This window comes from Vibrio sp. 1069 (genome assembly GCF_033340555.1).
In genome coordinates this window covers 1-606 of record NZ_JAWOWP010000585.1, presented here as the reverse complement: position 1 = coordinate 606, position 606 = coordinate 1, and the positions used below count along the sequence as shown (strand labels likewise).

1 protein-coding gene is annotated in these 606 nt (G+C 52.6%); it reads right to left on the bottom strand.

What is annotated here, in order from left to right; all coding sequences use genetic code 11:
• Window positions 1-606 (bottom strand): S8 family serine peptidase (locus R7040_RS27895; protein WP_318097807.1); only part of this gene is annotated, 606 nt, incomplete at both ends.

The following is a 606-nucleotide window of genomic DNA, read 5'->3' as shown; positions in this document are numbered from 1 at the left end:
AACTCAGTGCCGTTGTGGACCAAACGGTTATGAGGCACGATGCCACGGTCAAACTGGCTAACACCGTTTAGCGTAATGTCAGATAACTTACCTTCGCCTACTGTTACGGTGGACAAAATCGCCACACCCGGCGCCGCGATTTCAACTTGATCCGTCGCTTGCGAGAACGCCGCGTGATCATTTTGATTATCGACCGCTGCAACTGACATGACAGAATCGTAAGACGCTGGGTAGCTGTGCGCTGTATTGCCGTCGTTACCCGCCGCAGCGATTAACAGTACGCCTTGATCGTAGATCGCTTTCAGCGCATTTTGCTCCGTGCGGCTCGATTGGCTACCACCGAGACTCATGTTCACCACGTTTGCACCATTATCAGCACACGTTTGTATCGCTTTCACAAGACCAGAAGAGTAACCCCAGCCCGCTTCGTTAAACACTTTCACGATGTGAAGGTTCACGTTTTGGTTTGGCATCACGCCCTTCACGCCTTCAGTATTCGCGATCGCAGCGATAGTGCCCGCTACGTGAGTACCATGCGCGTTGTTGTTGCCAGGATCACTCCATGATCCTGTGCCGCTGTCATTGGTACCAGCAACACGGTTACCG